23 protein-coding genes are annotated in these 21,817 nt (G+C 68.8%); 10 read left to right on the top strand and 13 right to left on the bottom strand.

Translation table 11 applies throughout. From position 1 onward, the window contains the following. Positions 1-63 precede the first annotated feature (63 nt). The gene (locus ACFVKT_RS24905; protein WP_385735049.1) at positions 64-300 is read left to right on the top strand and encodes a hypothetical protein; all 237 of its coding nucleotides are present in this window, start codon (positions 64-66) and stop codon (positions 298-300) included. Then, entirely contained in the window at positions 243-437 is a 195-nt protein-coding gene (locus ACFVKT_RS24900) for a transposase (RefSeq protein ID WP_385735047.1), read from the top strand. Before ACFVKT_RS24905 ends, ACFVKT_RS24900 begins: the two co-directional genes overlap by 58 nt. Positions 438-510: 73 nt before the next feature. On the opposite strand, the gene ACFVKT_RS24895 is transcribed toward ACFVKT_RS24900, so the two are convergent. Continuing rightward, positions 511-714, bottom strand: coding sequence for a DUF397 domain-containing protein (locus ACFVKT_RS24895; protein WP_385734998.1), 204 nt, complete (start codon positions 712-714; stop codon positions 511-513). Beyond that, on the bottom strand, positions 696-1,529 hold the full coding sequence (locus ACFVKT_RS24890; protein ID WP_385734996.1) for a Scr1 family TA system antitoxin-like transcriptional regulator: 834 nt from the start codon (positions 1,527-1,529) through the stop codon (positions 696-698). Before ACFVKT_RS24890 ends, ACFVKT_RS24895 begins: the two co-directional genes overlap by 19 nt. Before the next feature lie 318 nt (positions 1,530-1,847). On the opposite strand from ACFVKT_RS24890, the gene ACFVKT_RS24885 reads away from it, so the two are divergent. The 4 genes from ACFVKT_RS24885 to ACFVKT_RS24870 all read left to right on the top strand — a co-directional run bounded on the left by ACFVKT_RS24885 (position 1,848) and on the right by ACFVKT_RS24870 (position 4,433). Continuing rightward, a complete protein-coding gene (locus ACFVKT_RS24885; RefSeq protein ID WP_385734994.1) occupies positions 1,848-2,063 on the top strand; it encodes a hypothetical protein in 216 nt (71 codons plus the stop codon). 52 nt (positions 2,064-2,115) lie between these two features. Further along, positions 2,116-2,730 (top strand): DUF1266 domain-containing protein, encoded by a 615-nt coding sequence (locus tag ACFVKT_RS24880; RefSeq protein ID WP_385734992.1) that lies wholly within the window; start codon positions 2,116-2,118, stop codon positions 2,728-2,730. A 22-nt stretch (positions 2,731-2,752) separates the two neighbouring features. Further along, on the top strand, positions 2,753-3,499 hold the full coding sequence (recO, locus tag ACFVKT_RS24875; protein ID WP_385734990.1) for a DNA repair protein RecO: 747 nt from the start codon (positions 2,753-2,755) through the stop codon (positions 3,497-3,499). Positions 3,500-3,584: 85 nt separating this feature from the next. After that, positions 3,585-4,433: an isoprenyl transferase gene (locus ACFVKT_RS24870; RefSeq protein WP_385734988.1), complete on the top strand. Its 849-nt coding sequence runs from the start codon at positions 3,585-3,587 to the stop codon at positions 4,431-4,433. Between the two features lie 96 nt (positions 4,434-4,529). On the opposite strand, the gene ACFVKT_RS24865 is transcribed toward ACFVKT_RS24870, so the two are convergent. The 5 genes from ACFVKT_RS24865 to ACFVKT_RS24845 form a co-directional block, all read right to left on the bottom strand. Next, positions 4,530-6,962 carry a M4 family metallopeptidase gene (locus ACFVKT_RS24865; RefSeq protein WP_385734986.1) on the bottom strand — a complete coding sequence of 811 codons (2,433 nt, stop codon included), beginning with the start codon at positions 6,960-6,962 and terminating at the stop codon, positions 4,530-4,532. Positions 6,963-7,329: 367 nt separating this feature from the next. Beyond that, entirely contained in the window at positions 7,330-7,740 is a 411-nt protein-coding gene (locus ACFVKT_RS24860; RefSeq protein WP_385734984.1) for a Fur family transcriptional regulator, read from the bottom strand. 59 nt (positions 7,741-7,799) lie between these two features. Then, entirely contained in the window at positions 7,800-8,702 is a 903-nt protein-coding gene (locus tag ACFVKT_RS24855; RefSeq protein WP_385734982.1) for a metal ABC transporter permease, read from the bottom strand. Between the two features lie 61 nt (positions 8,703-8,763). After that, positions 8,764-9,534, bottom strand: a complete 771-nt coding sequence (locus tag ACFVKT_RS24850; protein WP_385734980.1) for a metal ABC transporter ATP-binding protein — start codon at positions 9,532-9,534, stop codon at positions 8,764-8,766. A 59-nt stretch (positions 9,535-9,593) separates the two neighbouring features. Beyond that, positions 9,594-10,553, bottom strand: a complete 960-nt coding sequence (locus ACFVKT_RS24845; RefSeq protein ID WP_385734979.1) for a metal ABC transporter solute-binding protein, Zn/Mn family — start codon at positions 10,551-10,553, stop codon at positions 9,594-9,596. Between the two features lie 132 nt (positions 10,554-10,685). On the opposite strand from ACFVKT_RS24845, the gene ACFVKT_RS24840 reads away from it, so the two are divergent. After that, positions 10,686-12,068, top strand: coding sequence for a glycine--tRNA ligase (locus ACFVKT_RS24840; protein WP_385734977.1), 1,383 nt, complete (start codon positions 10,686-10,688; stop codon positions 12,066-12,068). Between the two features lie 113 nt (positions 12,069-12,181). Here the strand turns inward: ACFVKT_RS24840 and ACFVKT_RS24835 are convergent, their stop codons facing one another. Beyond that, on the bottom strand, positions 12,182-13,288 hold the full coding sequence (locus ACFVKT_RS24835) for an endonuclease/exonuclease/phosphatase family protein (protein ID WP_385734975.1): 1,107 nt from the start codon (positions 13,286-13,288) through the stop codon (positions 12,182-12,184). 194 nt (positions 13,289-13,482) lie between these two features. Beyond that, positions 13,483-14,535, bottom strand: a complete 1,053-nt coding sequence (locus ACFVKT_RS24830) for a chitinase (protein ID WP_385734973.1) — start codon at positions 14,533-14,535, stop codon at positions 13,483-13,485. 239 nt (positions 14,536-14,774) lie between these two features. Between ACFVKT_RS24830 and ACFVKT_RS24825 the strand changes: the two genes are divergently transcribed. Continuing rightward, positions 14,775-15,779: an aldo/keto reductase gene (locus ACFVKT_RS24825; protein ID WP_385734971.1), complete on the top strand. Its 1,005-nt coding sequence runs from the start codon at positions 14,775-14,777 to the stop codon at positions 15,777-15,779. 26 nt (positions 15,780-15,805) lie between these two features. Next, positions 15,806-16,396, top strand: a complete 591-nt coding sequence (locus ACFVKT_RS24820) for a TetR family transcriptional regulator (protein WP_385734969.1) — start codon at positions 15,806-15,808, stop codon at positions 16,394-16,396. A 37-nt stretch (positions 16,397-16,433) separates the two neighbouring features. On the opposite strand, the gene ACFVKT_RS24815 is transcribed toward ACFVKT_RS24820, so the two are convergent. After that, a complete protein-coding gene (locus ACFVKT_RS24815; RefSeq protein ID WP_365438975.1) occupies positions 16,434-16,640 on the bottom strand; it encodes a hypothetical protein in 207 nt (68 codons plus the stop codon). Between the two features lie 204 nt (positions 16,641-16,844). Next, on the bottom strand, positions 16,845-18,275 hold the full coding sequence (locus ACFVKT_RS24810; protein WP_385734967.1) for an MFS transporter: 1,431 nt from the start codon (positions 18,273-18,275) through the stop codon (positions 16,845-16,847). A 101-nt stretch (positions 18,276-18,376) separates the two neighbouring features. Here ACFVKT_RS24810 and ACFVKT_RS24805 point away from each other — a divergent pair, with 101 nt between their 5' ends. Next, positions 18,377-19,285 (top strand): helix-turn-helix transcriptional regulator, encoded by a 909-nt coding sequence (locus ACFVKT_RS24805; RefSeq protein ID WP_385734965.1) that lies wholly within the window; start codon positions 18,377-18,379, stop codon positions 19,283-19,285. A 171-nt stretch (positions 19,286-19,456) separates the two neighbouring features. On the opposite strand, the gene ACFVKT_RS24800 is transcribed toward ACFVKT_RS24805, so the two are convergent. Both ACFVKT_RS24800 and ACFVKT_RS24795 read right to left on the bottom strand, forming a co-directional pair. Beyond that, entirely contained in the window at positions 19,457-20,176 is a 720-nt protein-coding gene (locus ACFVKT_RS24800) for a tetratricopeptide repeat protein (protein WP_385734963.1), read from the bottom strand. Positions 20,177-20,318: 142 nt separating this feature from the next. Beyond that, the gene (locus ACFVKT_RS24795; RefSeq protein ID WP_385734961.1) at positions 20,319-21,773 is read right to left on the bottom strand and encodes an MFS transporter; all 1,455 of its coding nucleotides are present in this window, start codon (positions 21,771-21,773) and stop codon (positions 20,319-20,321) included. Positions 21,774-21,817: the final 44 nt, after the last annotated feature.

The following is a 21,817-nucleotide window of genomic DNA, read 5'->3' as shown; positions in this document are numbered from 1 at the left end:
CCCGCCCGGCCCGGTGAGCCCGCCCGCGAGGAGTTCGAGTACCGCCGCCACGGCACCGCATCCCTGATCGCCGCCCTGGACGTGCTCACCGGCGAGGCCCTCACCGAGGTAATCGCCCGAAACGACGCGGTGACCTTCACTGCCTTCCTCGACCAGCTTGACGCCATCACCGCCCCCGGCCAGGAAATTCACACGGTTCTGGACAATGGGTCCTCCCACACCGCAAGCACACCAAGAAGTGGCTGGCAACCCACCCCCGATGGACCGTGCACTGGACCCCGCCGCACGCCTCCTGGCTGAACCAGATCGAGCTGTACTTCTCTGCCATGACCCGCCGCGTCCTCCGCCACGGCGACGTCTCCAGCCGCAACGACCTCATCGACAAACTGGACGTCTACGTCATCGGCCGCAACGAATCCGCGAAGCCGTACAAGTAGACCTACGACGGAACCCCGCTCAAGACCACGTGAACAGTCCTCACACCCCTCCACGGACTTGCGCGGAGCGGCACTAGGGTGACTCCGTCACGGCGCGAGTGAACTCTGTCCAGGCGACGGATCCGATCACGAGGACGGGGCCGTCCGGGACCTTGCTGTCGCGGATGGGGACGACGCCAGGGAATCCGTCGGCGACTTCGACGCACGACTCGCCGCCGTCGCCGCCGCTGTAACTGCTCTTGCGCCAGCGGGCGTTGCTCAGGTCGTACTCGGGCATCGTCTGAAGTCCTCCGCCGCCGACTCGATCAGGGCCAGGGCCGCCTCCGGCGACAACGCGGCGGCCCTGAGCAGATCGTAATGCGACCGCGCGCGGTTCACTACTGCCGGTTCGTCCAGCAGATTCCCCGAAAGCACCCCCTCCGTATAGACAGTTGGCGGGGCGTCCTCGAATCCCATCAGTGTCATCATCTTGCCCATCGCCGGGTGCGCCCCTGCTGAGAACGGGAGCACCTGCACCAACGCCTTGCGCTCGCGCACCATGGCTGCGATGTGTTCGAGCTGCTGGGCCATTGTGGCGGGGCCACCGACCGGGACGCGCAGTGCCGTCTCGTGCAGGACCGCCCAATACACGGGCCGTGTAGCGTCCTTGAGGAGCTGGGTGCGGTCCATGCGGAGCCTGACCATCTCCTCGATGGACTCGTCGGCGGCGAGTGGGTTGTTCGCCAGGTAGATCGCGTGTGCGTACTCGGCGGTCTGGAGCAGTCCGGGTACGACCGCCGGCGCGTACTCGCAGATCTCCGTGGCCAGCCCCTCAAGCTCCGCCGCGTGCGCGAAGTACTCCGCGTACCGCTCGTCCTTGATGAGCTTTCGCCATAGCCGCTCGAAAAAGCCTCCGGTTTGTAGGATCTCGTCGACCCTCTGTGCCACATCCAACTGCGGCTTGCGAATGGCCTGTTCGAATTGTCCAATGTAGCCGCCCGACACAAAGACGCGATGGCCCAACTCCGCCTGGGTTAACCCGGCGTTCTCCCGCTGCCGTTTCAACTCCGTCCCGAAGAACTCCCAAGCCGCTTGTCGCGAACCATTGGCCATGGCCAACCCCCCTGCACTGCCCTTCACTTGTAGAGGACAGACTCCTGCCGAGTGTAGGCGCGGAGCCTCATCCTGGAGATGTGAAGAGTGAAAGTCGAAAAGACAGGGGAGCAGGGTGAAGGCACAACACTCGGCGCGGTGCGTCGAAGAAGCGGAGGAAACGGTGAAGGAATTGCGGGCGGCGCTCACGAGCGCAGGAATTACGCTGCCGTCACTGCGGATCGACCAGGCGAGTTTGGCGCGGGAGGCGCCTTGCCCGCGGATCGAATTGGGCGGTTGTTCCGTCGAGTTGGCGGCCCGGCTCGCGGCGGCTCTGCGGTGAGGCCGGTGATCGGCTCGTACGCGATGGACATACGGACCGGAAGGGTGGGGATGGTCATGGGGTACGAGGGGCCGTACGTCCAGCTGAGACCGTACGGCGGCGGCAAGGAGTGGGACTGCGAACCGGACGCCGTCCGGGGAGCCACCGCGGCGGAGCGGCTCAGCGCGGCGACGGCGTATGCCAACGCACGCAGCCGCGGTGAGGTCCCTTGACGCGGGAGCGCCCTGAACCCCTGCGGAGCGGGGTGACATAGGGTGCTGCGCCATGGCGATATGGAACCGTCGTAAGCCGAAGGCGGCGAAAAAGTACCCCGTTCCTCTCACCGCGCACCAGTTGTGGATGGTGTCGCTCAGCGCGCCGGTGAACCGGGACCGGGACGCGTCGCGGACGACCCTGTACCCGTTCACCCGCATCGACGACGACAAGGCCAGGCGGTGGCTGGCCGACCAGTGGGAGATCACCTCGCGTGACGCTCTGGTCGGCCGGCTCGACGGTCTCGCGCGGACCGGGTACCGCACGCGGGCGCGGCTGCGGCTCGGCGTCGAACCGCTGGCGTGGGACGCCGGGCTGTACGTGGACATCTCCCGCAGGGGCTTCGCGTGCGGAATGCTGAGCGAGGCCGAGGCGTGGACCGCGCTCAAGAACATCGTGCCGGCGGTGGTGCGCTCGTACGCCTCCTGGAACGAGTACGCCGATCACTATCTGCTGGGCCGGATGGTCTGGCGGGACAACCTCCAGGGCACGCCGGACGCGAACTTCCCCGCCCCGCAGGCCGTGTCCGACGCGCACCTGAAGTCCCTCCTCGACCCGGCGAACCGGACGAGCCCCTGGAACATGGCGCCGTGGGAAGCGATCGGCCACCCCGACCACGCACGCTGACTCAGTACGCGAGAATGACCCCATGAGCCTGTTCCGCGACGACGGCATCGTGCTGCGCACCCAGAAGCTGGGTGAAGCGGACCGCATCATCACCCTGCTCACTCGTGGTCACGGACGGGTACGCGCCGTGGCGCGGGGGGTGCGGCGAACCAAGTCGAAGTTCGGGGCGCGGCTGGAGCCGTTCTCGCATGTGGACGTGCAGTTCTTCGCGCGGGGGAGCGAGCTGGTCGGGCGGGGGCTGCCGCTGTGTACGCAGAGCGAGACGATCGCTCCGTACGGTGGTGGGATCGTGACCGACTACGCGCGGTACACCTCCGGGACGGCCATGCTGGAGACCGCCGAGCGGTTCACCGACCACGAGGGGGAGCCGGCGGTGCAGCAGTATCTGCTGCTGGTCGGCGGCCTGCGAACGCTCGCCCGCGGTCAGCACGAGCCGCATCTCGTCCTCGACGCCTTCCTGCTGCGCTCCCTCGCCGTGAACGGTTACGCGCCCAGTTTCAGCGCCTGCGCCAAGTGCGGGATGCCGGGACCGAATCGGTTCTTCTCGGTCTCCGCGGGAGGTTCCGTCTGCGCCGACTGCCGGGTGCCCGGCAGCGTCGTACCCTCGGCGCAGGCACTCGAACTGCTCGCCGCGCTGCTGACGGGCGACTGGGAGACCGCGGACGCCGCCGAGCCGCGGCACGTCCGGGAGGGCAGCGGGCTGGTCTCGGCCTACCTCCACTGGCACCTGGAACGCGGCCTTCGCTCACTGCGTTACGTAGAGAAGTAGTAGAGAAGTAATTGCGCAGAAAAATCATTGCGTAGAGAAGAACCAAAGAACCAAAGAACCAAAGAACCAAGGAGACGAGAAACACATGGCTGTACGCGGGATCCTGGGGCGCCAGCGCCGCGAGTACAGGACGCCGGAACCGCACCCGTCCGGTGCCCGCGCGCCCAAACTCCCCGGTGAGCTCGTGCCGAACCATGTGGCGATCGTCATGGACGGCAACGGACGCTGGGCCAAGGACCGCGGGCTGCCGCGCACCGAGGGGCACAAGGTCGGCGCCGAGCGCGTCCTTGACGTACTGCAGGGCGCGATCGAGGTGGGAGTCGGTTCCATCTCGCTGTACGCCTTCTCCACCGAGAACTGGAAGCGCTCGCCCGACGAGGTGCGCTTCCTGATGAACTTCAACCGCGACTTCATCCGCAAGACCCGCGACCAGCTCGACGAACTCGGCATCCGGGTCCGCTGGGTGGGCCGGATGCCCAAGCTGTGGAAGTCGGTGGCCAAGGAGCTCCAGGTCGCCCAGGAGCAGACCAAGGACAACGACAAGCTGACGCTGTACTTCTGCATGAACTACGGCGGTCGCGCCGAGATCGCCGATGCCGCGCAGGCCATGGCGGAGGACATCAGGGCCGGCCGGCTCGACCCGTCGAAGGTCAGCGAGAAGACCTTCGCGAAGTACCTCTACTACCCGGACATGCCGGACGTGGACCTGTTCCTGCGGCCGAGCGGCGAGCAGCGCACCTCCAACTACCTTCTCTGGCAGAGCGCTTACGCCGAGATGGTCTTCCAGAACGTGCTGTGGCCGGACTTCGACCGGCGCGATCTGTGGCGCGCCTGCGTCGAGTTCGCCTCCCGCGACCGGCGCTTCGGCGGAGCCGTCCCGAACGAGCAACTGCTGGAGATGGAGCGGGACATGCAGGGCCGCACGGAAGCCTGAGGCAGCCGCCGTACGACATGACAGCGGCACCCGGCGCTCCCCACGCCGGATGCCGCTGTCTGTCGTACGGCCTACGGGCCCAAAGGCCCTACGGGATCAGTGTGTCGTGACCGCCGTGTCGTCGATGACGAAGCTCGTCTGGAGCGAGGAGTCCTCGACACCGGAGAACTTCAGCGCGACGGTGGTGCCCGCGTAGGCGGACAGGTTGAGGGACTTCGCGACGTATCCGCTCGCCGCGTTCAGGTTGGAGTAGGTGGCCAGAGTCGTCGACCCGGCGGTGACCGTCAGCTTGTCGTACTGCGTGCTGGTGGTGGTCTCGGCCGTGTCGATGTGCAGGTAGAAGGTGAACGTGGTGGCCGTGCAGCCGCTCGGGATCGTCACCGACTGGGACAGCGTGTCGGTGTGCGTCGCCCCGTAGCCGTCCAGCCAGGCCTTGTAGGTGCCGGTGCGGGCGGGCTGGCTGGTGGAGGTGGTGATGACGCCGCTGGTGGCCGTCCAGGTGGTGGCGCCCGACTCGAAGCCGGGGTTGCCGAGCAGTTGCGCCGAGGTGCAGGTGCCGCCGCCGCTTGAGCTGACCGTCCAGGTGAAGGACGCCGTACCGCTGGCACCCGTGCTGTCGGTCACCGTGACCGTGGTGCTGTAGGTGCCTGCCGTGGTCGGGGTGCCGGTGATGGCGCCCGTGGAGCCGCTGATCGAGAGGCCGGTCGGCAGACCGGTCGCCGCGTAGGTCAGCGTCCCGCCGTTCGTGCTGCTGGCCGCGACCTGGAGGCTCACCGCGGTGCCGACGGTGGAGGACTGGCTGCCCGGGTTGGTGACCGAGACGCCCGTGGACGGCACGGTGATGTGGCTGCCGACGTTGATGCCGGCGAAGGCGTTGCCGACCCCGGCGTACTGGGTGGAGCTGGTGCCGTAGAGCGCCGCGGCGGCGTTCAGCGCGGCGGTGCGGGCCTGGGCGTAGGTGGTGCTGGACGTCATGTACGTCGTCAGCGCCTTGTACCAGATCTGCAGGGCGGCGGCCCGGCCGATGCCCGCGACGGCGACACCGTCGGAGGTCGGGCTGTTGTAGGTGACGCCGTTGATGGTCTTGGAGCCGCTGCCCTCGGAGAGCAGGTAGAACATGTGGTTCGCCGGGCCCGAGGAGTAGTGGACGTCCAGGTTGCCGACGCCGGAGTACCAACTGTCGGCGGAGCCACCGTCCTTGTCGGGCTCGTCCATGTAACGCAGCGGCGTACCGTCGCCGTTGATGTCGATCTTCTCGCCGATGAGGTAGTCGCCGACGTCGGTGCTGTTGTTGGCGTAGAACTCCACGCCGGTGCCGAAGATGTCGGAGGTCGCCTCGTTCAGGCCGCCGGACTCACCGGAGTAGGTGAGGTTCGCGGTGTTGGAGGTGACGCCGTGGCTCATCTCGTGTCCGGCCACGTCCAGCGAGGTGAGCGCGTGGGTGCTGCTCGTGCCGTCGCCGTACGTCATGCAGAAGCAGGAGTCGTCCCAGAAGGCGTTGACGTACGCGGTGCTGTAGTGGACGCGCGAGTAGGCGGCGACCCCGTCGTTCTTGATGCCGCTGCGGCCGAAGGTGTTCTTGTAGAAGTCCCACGTCACCTGGGCGCCGTAGTGGGCGTCGACACCGGCGGTCTGGGTGTTGGAGCCTGCGCCGGTGCCCCAGACGTCGTCGGCGTCGGTCATCAGGGTGCCGGTGCCGGACGTGGCGTTGTTCAGGCTGTACGTCTTGTGGGTGCCGCGTGTGGTGTCGTTCAGCTGGTACGTCGAACCGGACAGCGTGGTGCCGATGGTGACCGTTCCGCTGTACTGGCTGTTGCCGGTACCGGTCTTGATGCCCTGGTAGCGGTACAGCTCCGCGCCGCTGGTCGCGTCGGTGATGACGTGCAGCTGGCTGGGCGTGCCGTCGTCCTGGAAGCCGCCGATCACCGTCTCCCAGGCGAGCTTCGGGGTGCCGCTGCCGGCCCAGATCACCTTGCGGGCGCTGTCGGTGGTGGCCTTCTCGGCGTCCAGTGCCTCGGCGGCGCCGAGTGCCTTGGTCTCGGCGGCCGACTTGCTGAAGGTCGGGGTGGTGGAGGCGACCTTGATGGTCTGCTTGGTGTTGAAAGTGCTGCTCACCGTGCCCGAGGCCTGCGAGGCGGGCGGAGTGTGCACGACGACGTCGCCGCCGAGCACCGGCAGACCGGCCCAGGTGCGCTCGTAACGGGTGTGCAGCGTGCCGTCGTTGTCCTTGACGACGTCCTTGACGACCAGCTTCTCCCGGGCGCCCAGGCCCAGGGTGTCGGCGGTCTGCGTGGTCTTCTCGGCCGCGCTCTTGATCAGCGCGGTGCGCTGGGCGGGGCTGAGCTCTGCCTCAAGTGCGCTGGTGCGCAAGGGGCTTGGGCCAGGGGGTGCGGGCTTCGCGGCGGCCGGAACCGTCTGGACCCCGACGGCCAGGAGCGCGGCGGCGGTGACCAGCGCGCCGGTCGCGGTCGCCCTGGAGGAGCTCCGGTTCGAGAGGCGGGTGGATCTGTGGGGGCTGTTGCGTCTCACTCGTACTCCTACTGCGACGGCCGCGTTTCGGCGGCCGGAGACAGACCCGGGCGGACGGGGGTGTGCGGCCCGGGACGAGCTGAGCAGTGCGCATCCCCCGTGCGGGGGCAGGGTGGGACAGGCGTGGGGGATGGCAGAAGGAAGAGTGGCACCCCTGATGAGGGCATGTCATCCGAAGCCGGGGAGGTCGAGGGTTATCCCTGTGCCCAGCGGCTGAGCATGCCGTTTGATGACCGAACGATGACTCTTCCATGACGCAGACGGCGGCCGGACGGCCCCGGCCGGCCCCGCCGCGTATGCCCACAGCCGGCGGATGGCACGGTCGGTTCGACCCGGCGCGACACCAGCCCGTCGCGGGTCAGAACAGCTATGGGCGCGCGCACTCCGCGCAGGTCCCGAAGATCTCCACCGTGTGCGCCACGTTCACATACCCGTGCTCCGCCGCGATCGCCTCGGCCCAGGTCTCGACGGCCGGGCCCTCGACCTCGACGGCCTTGCCGCAGACGCGGCAGACGAGGTGGTGGTGATGGTCGCCGGTGGAGCAGCGGCGGTAGACGGACTCACCGTCCGAGGTGCGCAGGACGTCGACCTCGCCGGCGTCGGCGAGGGACTGCAGTGTGCGGTACACGGTGGTCAGCCCGACGGAGTCGCCCTTGTGCTTGAGCATGTCGTGGAGTTCCTGCGCGCTGCGGAACTCGTCCACCTCGTCCAGCGCCGCCGCCACGGCGGTACGTTGCCGGGTGGAACGGCCCCGTACGGGCGATCCAGCGGTTGTCACCGTTGCCTCCTCCACGTCTGCACTTGCCCGGCCATTGTGCCAGTCCGGGCTGTCGGTAGTCAGACGCCGACTTTCCCGTCCGTCCCACGCGTGGCCGGAATCGCGCATTCCGCCGGGTCCCCGACAGCCTGCGCCGCCGCCAGCGCCCGGGCTCTGCGCCGTGCGAGCGGTGTCGCCAGCGCGGTGAGCACGATGAACGTGCCGATGGTCAGCAGCACGATTGTCGCTCCCGGCGGAACATCCTGGTAGTACGAGGTCACGGTGCCGCCGATCGTCACGCTCACGCCGATCGCCACCGCGATCGCGAAGGTGGCGGCGAAGCTCCGGCTGAGCTGCTGCGCAGCGGCGACCGGGACGACCATCAGGGCGGACACAAGGAGCAGGCCCACCACGCGCATCGCGACCGTCACCGTCACCGCCGCCGTGACGGCCGTGAGCAGGTTCAGGGCGCGCACCGGCAGGCCCGTCACGCGCGCGAACTCCTCGTCCTGGCTGACCGCGAAGAGCTGGCGGCGCAGGCCCACCGTGACCAGGACGACGAAGGCCGCCAGGACGCAGATCGCCGTCACGTCGGACTCCGAGACGGTGGACAGCGAGCCGAAGAGGTACGAGGTGAGGTTGGCGTTCGAGCCGGTCGGCGCGAGGTTGATGAACATCACGCCGCCCGCCATACCGCCGTAGAAGAGCATGGCGAGGGCGATGTCGCCGCGCGTCTTGCCGTACCAGCGGATCAGCTCCATGAGGACCGCGCCGACCACGGAGACGGCCGTCGCCATCCACACCGGGGACCAGGAGAGCAGGAAGCCGAGGCCGACGCCGGTCATCGCGACGTGGCCGATTCCGTCGCCCATCAGGGCTTGGCGGCGCTGCACGAGGTAGATGCCGACGGCGGGCGCGGTGATGCCGACCAGGACGGCGGCGAGCAGGGCCCGCTGCATGAAGGCGTAATCGAGGATGTCCATCAGCTCGCCAGCCCCATCCAGCTCTTCAGCCCCATCGGCTCCACCAGTTTCTCCGTTCCCATCAGCTCAGCAGCCCCGTCCGGATCGGTTCGGCGTCGTGAGCCGCGTGCGGGTGTACGTGGTCGTGGCCGGGCAGCGCGTGCTGGCCGAGCGCGGCCGGGGGCGGGCCGTCGTGCAGGACGCAGCCGTCGCGCAGCACGACCGCGCGGTCGATCAGCGGCTCCAGCGGGCCCAGTTCGTGCAGGACGAGGAGGACGGAGGTGCCCTGGGCGACCTGTTCGCGCAGGGTCGAGGCCAGCACCTCCTGGCTCGCCAGGTCGACGCCCGCCATCGGCTCGTCCATGATCAGCAGTTCGGGCTCGGAGGCCAGGGCGCGGGCGATCAGGACCCGCTGGTGCTGGCCGCCGGACAGCGCGTTCACGGAGTCCTTGGCGCGGTCCGCCAGGCCGACGAGCGCGATGGCCTTCCGCACGGCCTCGTGGTCGGCCTTGCGCAGCACGCCGAAGCGGGCGCGGGACAGCCGTCCGGAGGCGACGATCTCGGTCACCGTCGCGGGCACACCGCCCGCGGCCGTGGTGCGCTGCGGTACGTAGCCCACCCGCGCCCAGTCGTCGAAGCGGCGGCGCGGGGTGCCGAAGATCTCGATCTCGCCGCCGCTGACCGGGACTTGGCCGATGATGCTGCGTACGGCGGTGGACTTGCCGGAGCCGTTGGCGCCGAGCAGTGCGACGACCTCGCCGGGGTTCACGGTGAGGTCGATACCGCGCAGGACGGGGCGTGAGCCGAGTTCCGCGGTCACTCCGCGCAGGGATATGACGGGCTCGCTCTTCATTCCGCCGTCCTCCGTGTTCGTTGCGTCACTTCGTGGTGCGTTCTGTCACCGGGTGCCTGTCATTTCGCGCCCAGTGCCGTTTCCAGCGCCTTCAGGTTCGACTCCATGACCTGGAGGTAGTCGTCGCCCCTGGACTTGTCGGTGATGCCCTCGATGGGGTCGAGGACGTCGGTCTTCAGGCCCGCGTCGCTGGCGATGGTCTTGGCGGTCTTGTCGCTGACGAGCGTCTCGTAGAACACCGTCGTGACGCCGTCCGCCTTGGCCATGGTCTCAAGGTCCTTGACGCGGTTCGCGCTGGGCTCCGATTCCGGGTCCAGGCCGTTGATGGCCTCCTCGGTGAGGCCGTAGCGCTCGGCGAGGTAGCCGAAGGCCGCGTGGGTGGTGATGAAGACCTTGCTCGTGGTGTTCTTGAGCCCGTCCGCGTACTGGGTGTTGAGGGCGTCGAGCTTCTTGACCAGGGCGTCCGTGTTCGCCTTGTAGTCCGCGGCGTTGTCCGGGTCCTCCTTCTCGAAGGCCTTGCCCACGCCCTCGGCGACCTCGGCGTACTTCACCGGGTCAAGCCAGATGTGCGGGTCGGTGGCGCCGGTCTCCTCGCCCTCGGTGTCGTCGTGCTCGGCCGCGTGGCCGCCGACCTCGTTGCCGTGCTTCTCCAGGGTGGTCAGCGTCGCGGCGTCGATCTTGGTCTTGACCTCGGACTGTGCCACGGCGTCGTCGACGGCCGGCTGGAGGTTCTTCAGGTAGAGGACCGCGTCGGCCTCCTGGAGCTGCGCGGTCTGCTTGGCGCTGATCTCCAGGTCGTGCGGCTCCTGACCGGGCTCGGTCAGGTTCGTGACACTCACGTGGTTCCCGCCGATCTCCTGGGCGAGATACTGCAGGGGGTAGAACGACGCCACGACGTCGAGCTTCCCGCTGCTGTTGTCGGCGGCGGACGAGTCCGAGCACGCGGAGAGGGTGCCGAGACCGAGGACTGTGGCCGCGGTCACAGCAGTCCCGGATATAAGGCGTCGTCGTACGTTCATGACAGTCATTTTCAACAAATTTGGAAACGATTGTCAACAAGGGTTGAGTCAACCAACCGATTTGATACCGGGGTGGGCAGCGCCGGTAACCTAAGTCATTCGCTGCCGTCCGTTCGTAATGAAGAGAGCACCGTGGCCGCCGACAAGATCGACACCATCGTCAGCCTGAGCAAGCGCCGTGGCTTCGTCTACCCCTGTAGTGAGATCTACGGTGGGCAGAAGGCCGCCTGGGACTACGGCCCGCTCGGCGTCGAGCTCAAGGAGAACCTCAAGCGCCAGTGGTGGCGTTACATGGTCACCTCCCGTGAGGACGTCGTCGGTATCGACTCGTCCGTGATCCTGGCAACCGAGGTCTGGGTCGCCTCCGGCCACGTCGCCACGTTCACCGACCCCCTCACCGAGTGCACCTCCTGCCACAAGCGTTACCGCGCCGACCACCTGGAGGAGGCCTACGAGGCGAAGCACAAGCGCCTCCCGGAGAACGGCCTCGCAGACGTCAACTGCCCCAACTGCGGTAACAAGGGCCAGTTCACCGAGCCCAAGCAGTTCTCCGGCCTGCTCTCCACCCACCTCGGCGTGACGCAGGACAGCGGCTCCGTCGCCTATCTGCGCCCCGAGACCGCGCAGGGCATCTTCACCAACTTCGCCCAGGTCCAGCAGACTTCGCGCAAGAAGCCGCCGTTCGGAATCGCGCAGATGGGCAAGTCCTTCCGCAACGAGATCACGCCCGGCAACTTCATCTTCCGCACCCGCGAGTTCGAGCAGATGGAGATGGAGTTCTTCGTCAAGCCGGGCGAGGACGAGAAGTGGCAGGAGTACTGGATGCAGGAGCGCTGGAACTGGTACACCGGCCTCGGCATGCGCGAGGAGAACATGCGCTGGTTCGAGCACCCGGCCGAGAAGCTCTCGCACTACTCCAAGCGCACCGCCGACATCGAGTACCGCTTCCAGTTCGGCGGCAACGAATGGGGTGAGCTGGAGGGCGTCGCCAACCGCACCGACTACGACCTGAACGCGCACTCCAAGGCCTCCGGCCAGGACCTCTCCTACTTCGACCAGGAAGCCGGCGAGCGCTGGACTCCGTACGTCATCGAGCCCGCCGCCGGTGTCGGCCGCTCGATGCTCGCCTTCCTCCTCGACGCCTACATCGAGGACGAGGCGCCGAACGCCAAGGGCAAGATGGAGAAGCGCACGGTGCTGCGCCTCGACCCGCGCCTGGCGCCCGTCAAGGTCGCGGTCCTCCCGCTGTCCCGCAACCCGGAGCTCTCGCCGAAGGCCAAGGGCCTGGCCACCGCGCTCCGGCAGAACTGGAACATCGACTTCGACGACGCCGGCGCCATCGGCCGCCGCTACCGCCGCCAGGACGAGATCGGCACCCCGTTCTGCGTCACCGTCGACTTCGACACGCTCGACGACAACGCCGTGACCGTGCGCGAGCGCGACACGATGAAGCAGGAGCGCGTGTCCCTCGACCAGATCGAGGGCTACCTCGCCAGCCGGCTGATCGGCTGCTGAGCCGGGTTCGAGGACTGTCTCGCCGGCCGGCTGATCGGCTGCTGAGTCAGGTTGTACGTCACTGGTGCCGGGTCCCTTTCGCAGGGGCCCGGTACCGGTGCGTTCACGGGAGTTCAGAGGTCGAGGTCCGCGTGGAGAGCGCCGTGGTCGGAGGCCTGGGTGAGCTTCGACGTCACGGTGTCGAAGGAGTCGAAGGTCCTTGGCGCCCAGATCCCGCGGCGCTCCACGTCCACCTGCTGCACCCGCTCCCACAACTGGGGCGAGAACATGAGGTAGTCGAGCTTGTCGTCGGGCGAGGTGCCCTGCTCGTAGGTGCCGGGGTCGCCCTTGTAACTGGGGTGGCTCATCGCGTCCTGGAGGCCGGCGCCCTGCAGCGTCCTGATCGGGTCGGTGTCCAAGGGGGCGTTGAGGTCTCCGGCGACCACGACCCGGGCGGAGCGCTGGAGGGCGGCCCGGTAGATGTCCCTGGTCCGCTCCGCCTGGGCCTGGCGCAGGCCGCCGCCCCCGCCGCCCCGCTGGCTCTTGAAGTGGTTGCCCAGGACCCACAGAGGCGTCCCGAAGACGTCTATCTCGAACTCGGCGCAGTCCCGGCTGAAGAGCGGCCTGAAGGACGGCCCCGGGTCGAAGATGTGCGACCGCACGGACGTGACGGGGTGACGGCTGAGGATGCCGACATCGATGCCGCGGATGTCGTTGCCGTCGATCAGCATGCTGTACGGGTACGGCTGCTTCTTCAGCGCGTCACCCAGCACCTGTTCGTTGAAGCGGGCCAGGGTCAGGCGGTCCTCGACCTCGACCGTGAGCAGGATGTCGGCGTCGACCGCGGCGATCACCCGGGCGGTGTTCTCCACGGCGGCCCATTCGAGGTCGTCACGGACGAGTTCCGCCCAACCCGCCCATTTCGAACGGCCCTTGGCGACGATCTTGATGACCGGATTCGCCGGAGGACCGGACGCGGTGAAGAGCTTCGCGCCTCCCCGGACCTGGTTGACGTAGATCGGCCCCCGGGTGTCCGGATCGACGTCGAACGCGCGGTGCTTCCTGACCAGCTCGACGATCCGGTCCTTGTCCGCGTCCTGGTACGGGTCCCGGTCCAGCAGCGAGACCAGTTCGCTGAAGTCGTCCAGGATCTCCTTGCGCAGGCCTTCGTCCGGGAGCTCGAAGACCTTGGGCCGGCGGAACAGGTTCTCCGCGTTGTAGGTGGCGATACGGATGGTCATGGCGCCTCCTCGAGCGGCGCAGGCGTATCCGCGGGCCGGCGGCAGGCGCCGCCGAGGTGACCGCTCGCCGACAGTCCAAATTGTCCGAGACCAGGTCACCGGTGTCCAAGGGAACGGCACGGGAACTTTCGGCGACCACGTGAAGGGAGAGCGGCCCCGGGCGGTGGGGTCGCTCTCCCTTCACGCGCTCACGCTCAACGGCCTTGCAGCGCCTTGACGTTGTCGCCGAACGTCCAGTTCTTCGAGCCGTCCCAGTTGATGGACCAGGTCATCAGGCCCTTGAGGGAGGTGCCGTAGTTCCGCCATGCCTGGGAGACGAGGGTCGGGGTCATGTAGCCGCCGCCGGCGCCCGACTGGGCCGGGAGGCCGGGGACCTGCTTGTCGTACGGCACCTTGATGGTGGTGCCCTGGACGACAAGCCCCTTGTTCAGGCAGTCGGTCTGGGCGGTGAAGCCCTGGACGGTGCCCGCGGAGTAGGAGTCGGCGGAGCAGCCGTACATGCTGCCGTTGTAGTACTGCATGTTCAGCCACCACAGCCGACCGTTGTCCGCGTACTTCTTCACGATCGGCAGGTACGAGCCCCAGATCGAGCCGTACGCGACGCTGCCGCCGGTGACATAGGCCGTCTCCGGGGCCATGGTCAGCCCGAAGTTCGACGGCATCTGGGCCAGCACCCCGTCGATGATGCGGATCAGGTTGGCCTGTGAGGTGGAGAGCGTGTTGATGCTGCCGCTGCCGACCAGGCCGGTCTCGATGTCGATGTCGATACCGTCGAAGTTGTACTGCTTCAGGATCGGGACGATCGTCGCGACGAACTTGTCGGCCACGGTGGCGGAGCTGAGGTCGATCCCGGCCGCCGCCCCGCCGATGGACAGCAGGATCGTCTGCCCCGCCGCCTTCGCCGCGCACATCTCGGCGGGCGTCGCGACCTTCACGCCCGTGTCCATCCCGTCCGCCCACAGCGCCGTCCCGTCCGAACGGATCACCGGGAACGCCGCGTTGATCACGTTGTAACCGTGCTGCGCGATACGGGAGTCGGTGATCGGGGTCCAGCCGAAGGGCGGGTGCACGCCGTTGGACGAGCCGTCCCAGTTCTCCCAGTAACCCTGGAGGACCTTGCCGGACGGGCGGGACTTCACGGCGCAGGTATCGGCAGCGGATGCGCTCGGCGCGATGGCGATCGACAGTGGGCTGAGGACCACTGTCGCCAGCGCGACGGCGAGCAGGCGCAGCTTCCGACGGATCATGCGAGGCCTCCCGGTGGGGGGTGCGGTGAGGTGTCGTAGGCATGACAGTGCTCTTGGTCCAGACCAGTCGTCAAGAGGTCTGGACCAAATGTGATGGCGGTTGGCGGCCGATCGCGGGTGTGCGGCGGCTGACATATGACAGCTGACAGATATTGATATCTGTCAGCTGTCATGTCATGGTGGATGTACGACACCCGTCCGAGTACGCCCCCCGCCCGGAGAACCTCCAAGGAGCCCTCATGCAAACCCGCCCCCTCGGATCCACCGGCCCCCAGGTCTCCGCCCTCGGCCTCGGCTGTATGGGCATGTCCGCGCTGTACGGCGACGCGGACCGGGCCGAGTCCATCGCGACCATCCATGCCGCGCTCGAAGCGGGCGTGACCCTGCTCGACACCGGTGACTTCTACGCCATGGGTCACAACGAGCTACTGATCGGCGAGGCCTTGCGCAGTGCGCCTGTGGCTCGGCGGGAGCAGGCGCTGACGAGCGTCAAGTTCGGCGCGCTGCGCGACCCGGACGGCGTCTGGTTGGGGTACGACGGCCGTCCGGCGGCCGTGAAGAACTTCGCCGCGTACTCGTTGCGGCGGCTCGGCGTGGACCACATCGACGTGTACCGGATCGCCCGGGCCGACACCGATGTGCCGATCGAGGAGACGGTGGGCGCGATCGCGGAGCTGGTGGAGGCCGGGCACGTACGGCACATCGGGCTCAGCGAGGTGGGCGCCGGGACCATCCGCAGGGCCGCCGCCACCGCCCCCGTCTCGGACCTTCAGATCGAGTACTCGCTCATCTCGCGCGGCATCGAGGACGAGGTGCTGCCGACCACCCGTGAGCTGGGCATCGGCATCACCGCGTACGGCGTGCTGTCGCGCGGGCTGATCTCCGGGCACTTCACGCGGGACCGGCAGCTCGCGGCGAACGACTTCCGCGGGATGAGCCCCCGGTTCCAGGGTGACAACCTCCAGCACAACCTCGACCTGGTCGACGCGCTGCGGAAGGTCGCCGAGCAGAAGGGCGTCAGCGTCGCGCAGATCGCCATCGCCTGGGTGCTCTCGCGCGGCGAGGACATCGTGCCGCTGGTGGGCGCCCGGCGCCGCGACCGGCTGACGGAGGCGCTGGGTGCGCTGGACGTGACGCTCGGCGCCGATGACCTCGCCGCCATCGAGGAGGCCGTGCCGGACGGCGCCGCCGCGGGCGACCGCTACCCGCAGGCGCAGATGGCGCACCTCGGCACGGAGCGCTGACGGCACCGGCGGGTACCGTCCTCGTCATGGCACCGAGCACCGAAGCACTGACCGCCGAGCGCATCCTCGAAGCGACCGAGGAGGTGCTGCGCCGCCACGGGCCCGCCAAGGCCACCGTGGTGGACGTGGCCCGCGCGCTCGGCGTCAGTCACGGCAGCGTCTACCGCCACTTCGCCACGAAGGCGGCGCTGCGGGAGGCGGTCACGAAGCGCTGGCTGGACCGTACGTCACAGTCCCTCGCGGGCATCGTCGCCGAGGACCGCGACCCCGAGTCCCGGCTGCGCGACTGGTTCACGGCGCTCTTCGCCGCCAAGCGCCGCAAGGCGGGCGACGACCCCCAACTCTTCGCCACCTACATGGTGTTGCTGACCGGCGAGAACAGCGGTGTCGTCGACCGGCACATCGCCGACCTCACCGGCCAGCTCGTGGAGATCGTCGAGGACGGTGTGCGGCGCGGCGTCTTCGCGTCCGACGCCCCGGCCGTCACGGCCCGCGCCCTCTTCGACGCCACGAACCGTTTCCACGACCCCGGCTACTCCCGTGAGTGGGAACAGCCCGGCATCGACGGGGAGTTCGAGGCGCTCGTGGACCTGGTCGTACGAGGGGTGCGCGCCTGACCCGCGGCGATCCGGCGCCGTAAGGCTCCCGGACCGGCTACCCCTCCGTCGGGTCCACCGTCGCCTGATGCGCCTCCGCCAGGTGTTCCTCCGCCTTCAGCCAGGGCAGGAACTGTGCCGCCTTGCGCCACCCGCAGGTGTCGCATTTGATCGTGCGCTGTACGCCCGCCCGCTGAACGTGTACGACGTGCTCGCGGCCGTGCTGGTCCCAGCGGCTTACCTTGCTCGTGTTGATCTGCAGCATGCCACCTCCTGGTGATACCGCGTGATGCCGCGTATACCGCATTCCCTTGCGCAGCAAGGAGTGTGCAGCATGGCGAAGATCAACGGGGATTCTTTGTCGGTGAGTTGGCGGCGTGGCCGTCCCTCGTCACGATCTGTCCCGCCGAGGTGATGAAAGTCTCACCTGCGGTGCCCGTACGGGAGTTGGCGGCCAGGGGCCGGGCCGTCAGCTGATCGTGCGGGGCAGGCGCAGGCTCAGGCCCGTCGTCAGGATCCCGATGGCGAGCTGGACGAGCAGTGTGGTCACCAGCGCGTCCTGCATTCCGTGGCCCGGGACGAGGGACAGGAAGAGGGAGCCCAGGGTGGCCACGCCGAGGGCGAGGGCGGACTGCTGGGTGGTGATCATGACGCCGCTGCCCACGCCGCCGCGGGCGGGCGGGACCTCGGAGAGGATGATCCGGAAGAGAACGGGGAGTTGGAGGGCCTGGCCCGCGCCCGCTACCGCCGCGCCCGGCGCCAGTTCCCAGATACCCAGGTCCGGCCAGGACCGCCAGGCGGCCAGCGCCATGAGGCCCACGCCCACCGCCTGGATCACGCCGCCGGCGGTGACGACCCGGGTGCCGTACCGCGCGATCAGCCGCGGACCGCACAGCGAGACGACGAAGAAGGCCACCGCCATCGGCGCGAGGGCAAGACCCGCCTGGACCGGACCGAGCCCCGCACCCTCCTGAAGGGCCACCGCGATCACGAACATGAACCCGCTGAAGCCGATCGAGAACGGCACGATCATCACCAGCCCCCGGCGCAACGACGGCAGCGCGAACAGGCTCGGCGGCACCAGCGGCGTACGGCCCTTGCGGTCCTCCCGGCGCTCGACGAAGTAGAACGCCGCCGCCGCGACGGGGAACAGCGCGAGCGACAGCCAGGTCCACAGCGGCCAGCCCGCAGCCCTGCCCTCGGTCAGCGGCGCCAGCAGCGCGAGCAGTGCTATGGCGAGAAGTACCGTGCCGGGGCCGTCGATCGGCTCCGGGTGCTGCGAGCGCGTCTCGGGGACCGCCCGCGTGGCCAGCACCAGACCGAGGATCACCACGGGCACGTTGACGAGGAACACCGCACGCCAGCCGGTGCCCGCGATGTCCGCGGCGATGAGTACGCCGCCGAGGATCTGCCCGGCCACCATGGAGAGCCCGGCTGTCGCGCCGTACAGGCTCATCGCCTTGGCGCGGCGCGGCCCGGCGGTCGCAGACTGGATGGTGGCGAGCACCTGCGGCAGCATCGCCGCGGACGCCGCACCCTGCGCGACCCGCGCGGCCACCAGCATCCAGGCGCTGGGCGCGAGCCCGCACGCCAGCGAGGTCAGACCGAAGGCCGCCATGCCGACGAGGAAGAGCCGTCGCCGGCCGAAGAGGTCGCCGAGCCTGCCGCCGAGGACGAGGAGGACGGCGTACGAGACTCCGTACCCGGCGATGACGAGTTCGAGGACGGACGCGCTCGCGTGGAGGTCCTGTCCCATGGTCGGCAGCGCGACGTTCACAATGAAGAAGTCGATCAACGGCAGCGCCGCGCCGATCAGCACGGTGAAGAGTCCGAGGCCGCCGAGCACGGGTGGCGAGGCGGGGGATCGGACGGGGGTGGTGAGGGTTCCGGTTTCGGTCACGTGCTCCAGCCTGCTCCCGGTCCCAGACTGGTACCAGAGTTTACTTATCCTGGTAGAGGAACTACCTGGAAACAGGGTGAGATGTGCGGCAGGCTAGGAGCATGACAACGATGGCACAGGTGTATTCGGGGGCGTCGGCCAGGCGGCACGGCGGTCGCGAGGCGGATATCCGGCGGCACGAACTGGCCGCCTTCCTGCGCCATCGCCGCGAGCACGTCACCCCCGAACAGGTCGGTCTGCCGCGCGGCTCCCGGCGGCGTACTCCCGGCCTGCGTCGCGAGGAGGTCGCGCAGCTCGCCGCCGTCGGCGTCACCTGGTACACGTGGCTGGAACAGGCCCGCGACATCCATGTCTCCGTGCAGGTGCTCGACGCACTCGCCCGCACGCTGATGCTCGACCAGAGCGAGCGCGTCCACCTGTTCCAGCTGGCCGGAGCCGTCGACCCGGCGCCCCCCATGACCTGCCCGACGGTGTCCCCGGCCCTGCAGACCATCCTGGAGCAGCTCGAGCCGATGCCGGCCTGTGTCCAGAACAGCCGGTACGACATCCTCGCGTACAACCGCACGTACAGCCTGCTGCTCTGCGACCTCGACGCCGTACCGCCCGAGGACCGGAACTGCATGATCCTCGCCTACACGCACGAGGAGTGGCGCTCGTCGATCGTGCATCTGGAGGAGACCACCCGCCTCATGGCCGCCAAGTTCCGCGCCTCGATGGCCGGGCATCTCGCCTCGCCCGCCTGGAAGACGCTCCTCAAGCGGCTGCGCGCGGAGTCGCCGGACTTCTGCGAGGCCTGGGACCGCCACGAGGTGGTCGGCGCGAGCACCAAGCGCAAGGAGTTCCGCAACGCGTACGTCGGCCGCATCACCGTCGACCACACCGACCTGTGGCTCGGTCCTGACGTGGGGCCGCGCCTGGTGACGTACGTGCCCGCCGACGCGGAGTCGCGCGAGCGGCTGGAGAAGCTGCACGCGATCGCGGGGGAGCGCGGGGCAACGGTCATGGCCTGAGCCTCATTGGCTTGAGCTCATTGGCTTGAGCTCATTGGCTTGAGCTCATTGGCTTGAGCTCAATGGCTTGGGCCTCATTGGCTCGGGCTTCGTACGCTCGCGGCTCTCGGTGCCGGGTTCGTCCCGAGCCCGGGCTTCTCGAACCGGGCCGGCCGGCCGCGGTGCGGTGTTCTACCGGGAGATCACTTCCAGGAGGGCATGGCCGGATCCCGTCCCGTACTCGGCGTCGAACGAGTCGCGGCCGAGCTCCTCCACCAGCCGTTCACGGAGGGTCTGGTGCTCCTGGGCGTCATCGGGGTCCAGTTGATGCCCGATCCTGCGCAGTTCGCTGTCGACCGCCGCCAGGTACCGGGTCGCACGGCGGTGGTCGCCGTCGGCGGCCGCGATGACCGCTGTGCTCAGGGCCACCTGCGGGTACATGTTCGTCATCTCGCCCTCCACCACCTCGCGTCGGGCCGCGGAGAACAGCTCGCGGGCCTTGTGGACCTCGCCCGCGTGCAGTTCCAGATACGCCAGGTTGTGCCGTTCGTTCGCGACGCTTCCGCGCTCGCCCAGGGATTCGTTGAGAGCGATGCTCTCCGCGAGCAGGCGGCGAGCGGCGGGCACGTCACCGGCCATGCGCGCGGTGCCCGCCAGGATGTGCAGGGGGGTCCGCTCCAGGCGGCGGTCACTGCTTCGCCGTGCGAGCTCCCGTGCCTCCTCGGCCAGCCGCCTTGCCTCGGGCAGGTCACCGCCCACGATGGCGACACGTGCCAGACAGCCCACCGCTTCCACCTCGCCGGCGACATCACCGGCAGCCCGGGCGCGGGTGATCTCCTCCTCGCTCAGGCGCTGCACCACGTCCATTTCGCGACGCCGAAAGGCCTCGACGACCGCTTCGTAGAAGGTCATACCGGGAGAGGTTAGCCAGCCCGGGGCAGCCGGCCTGGGGCAGACGGCCTGGGTCCGCCGGCCCCGGTCGGCGAGCCCGGGTCAGCCGGCCAGGCTCGGCGAGCCCGGGTCAGCCGGCCCGGGCGCGGACGGGGTCGTGGCGTCAGGCCCGTACGCCCGTCGCGCCCCGGAGCTCCGGCTGTTCCGGCTCCTCCAGCCGGGCCGCCGTGCGCCTGGCCGTCTTTCGCGCCCAGGCTCCGCTGGTCAGGGCGCCCAGGACCAGGACCGCGAGGCCGCATCCGGCGATGATCCACCAGGCCGGGGCGGCGGCCGCCACGAAGGTGGCCTTGTACGCCGTCGTGCTCACTCCGGAGGCCAGCACCGCGCCGATCACCGCGACGCCGAGGGTGCCGCCGATCTGGCGGCTGGTGGAGGCGATGGCGGAGGCGACGCCGGCCTGGGTGCGGGGCATGCCGGAGACGGCGGTGTTGGTGATGGGCGCGTTCACGAAGCCGAAGCCGAGGCCGAAGAGGACGTAGCCGATGATCAGCGTGGTGTTCGAGGTCTCGCCCTCGAACGCGGCGAACAGCACCCCGCTCGCCGTCATCGCGACTCCGGCGATCAGCAGGGGCACGCGCGGGCCGCGGCTGCCGACCAGCCGGCCCGACAGTGGTGCGCAGATGAAGCACATGGCTGCCATCGGCAGCATCCACAGGCCCGCGTGCAGCGCGTCGAGGCCGCGCACGTTCTGCAGGTAGAGCGTCGAGAGGAACAGGAACCCGCTGAGCGCAGCGAATCCGCAGACGGCGATGACGGTGGCCCCGCTGAACGGCGCGGAGCGGAAGAAGCGCAGGTCGATGAGGGGTTCGTCGCGCCGGTGCTCGTAGCGGACGAAGGCGGTCAGCGAGGCGACGGCGACCGCGCCGAAGGCCACGATCTTGACGGCGCCCGAGGTGGGCGCCTCGATGATCGCGTAGGTGAGGGAGCCGAGGAGCGCGATGATGAGGATCTGGCCGACCGGGTCGGGGCGGCGGGCCTTGGGGGCGCGGGACTCGGGGACGAAGCGCAGGGTGAGCAGGAGCGCGGTCAGACCCACCGGGAGGTTGATCCAGAAGATCGAACGCCAGCCGACCGAGTCCACGAGCAGCCCGCCGACCAGGGGTCCCAGGGCCATCGATATGCCGACCACGCTGCCCCACGCACCGATCGCGCGGGCGCGCTCGCGCGGGTCGGTGAACGTGTTGGTGATGATCGACATCGCCACCGGGTTCAGCATCGAACCGCCGACCGCCTGCACCATGCGGAACGCCACGAGCGATTCGAGGTTCGGGGCGAGCGAGCACAGCAACGAGCCGAGCGTGAAGATGACCAGGCCCGCGATGAACACCTTCCGGCGGCCGATGCGGTCGGCGGTCGAGCCCGCCAGCATCAGCAGCGAGGCGAGGACCAGCGTGTAGGCGTCGATCGTCCACTGGAGGCCTGCCAGGCTCGCGTGCAGTTCCTTCTGCATGGAGGGCAGGGCGACGTTCAGAACCGTGTTGTCGAGGCTCACGATCAGGAGGCTCATGCAGCAGATCGCGAGCACCAACATGCGGTGGCGGGGGCTCAGCTCGGGCATTTCACCATCGTACGACGGTTTCGATAGTGCGTCTAACTAACGAC

This window comes from Streptomyces sp. NPDC127595, assembly GCF_042671685.1.
Lineage (GTDB): Bacteria > Actinomycetota > Actinomycetes > Streptomycetales > Streptomycetaceae > Streptomyces.
This window is presented reverse-complemented; position numbering and strand designations above follow the sequence as displayed.